The organism is Saccharibacter sp. EH611 (assembly GCF_009834765.1).
Classification (GTDB): domain Bacteria; phylum Pseudomonadota; class Alphaproteobacteria; order Acetobacterales; family Acetobacteraceae; genus Saccharibacter.
Genome location: NZ_WVHP01000016.1, coordinates 1 through 1110 on the forward strand (window position 1 = coordinate 1; position 1110 = coordinate 1110).

Annotated in this window: 1 protein-coding gene; it reads right to left on the reverse strand. The window is 63.7% G+C overall.

Going from position 1 to position 1110, the window contains the following annotated elements; translation table 11 throughout:
* Positions 1–682: 682 nt before the first annotated feature.
* On the reverse strand, positions 683–1110 hold a 428-nt coding region (locus GS535_RS11125), incomplete at its 5' end, for a hypothetical protein (RefSeq protein WP_237442194.1).

A 1110-nucleotide genomic window follows, 5' to 3' on the forward strand; every position in this document is an offset into this window, starting at 1 on the left:
TGAAGCTGACATAATCCGCCTCTCGCGCTTTGCTCGTCAACACTGATCGCTCGGCGCCCTGCGGGCACGTCGCTCAGGGAGTTCTGTGGGTGTTCTACGGCATCGCTGGGGTCTAACCAGCTCGCCTTGGCGGCTGGCATGGCCTGTCTCTCTCACCGTGCCACTCAGCGGCCCTGACGGGCCACATCGTTCTGAAGTTCTTTGGCATGAAGGCGGCATCGCCGGGGTCTAACCGGCTCGCCTTCGCGCGCGCGTGATCGGTTTTCGGCTCATCGTTCCGCTCAGCGCCCTTCGGGCACATCGCTAGGGCGGCGGTGGCGTGAGCGCCGGGCTCTGGACGCTCAGAAAGAGCAAATATTTCGCACAATTCCGCGGGTTGTAGCGTGTTCGAGCTCTCCGCTCGTGGCACGCCTCGGAGTTCTGGGTTGGCAGGCCGCGGGGCCTCGTTTGGGACGCCTGCCGTGCCACTCAACGGCCCTTGGGCGCCCCTACGGGCCGCCCTGCGGGTCGCGCGATCTATTCATGCCTCCACGCAAGGGCGCGGCGTCTTGAACTCCTCGCGCTCAGCGAGCGCTTTCCTTCTTAATATTCCGTTAAGACAGAGTGGAGCTTGTGCGTAGTGCGAAGCGCGGAGCGCTGCGGAACGGCGGCGTGAAGCGCCTACGGCACATACATACTCGCCTTAGTGCGTACTGCAAGAGTGGAGCTTGTGCGCAGTGCGAAGCGCGGAGCGCTGCGGAACGGCGGCGTGAAGCGCCTGCGGCACATACACACTCGCCGTAGTGCGTACTGCAAGAGTGGAGCTTGTGCGCAGTGCGAAGCGCAAGCGCTTGCGGAACGGCGGCGTGAAGCGCCTACGGCACATACACACTCGCCTTAGTGCGTACTGCAAGAGCGTAGCTTGTGCGTAGTGCGAAGCGCGGAGCGCTGCGAAGCGGCAAGCGTGAAGCGCTAACGCACATTCACACTTTGCCTCGTGCCGGGGTCTTAACGGAATATTAAGAAGGAAAGCGCTCGCTGAGCGCGAGGAGTTCAAGACGCCGCGCCCTTGCGTGGAGGCATGAATAGATCGCGCGACCCGCAGGGCGGCCCGTAGGGGCGCCCAAGGGC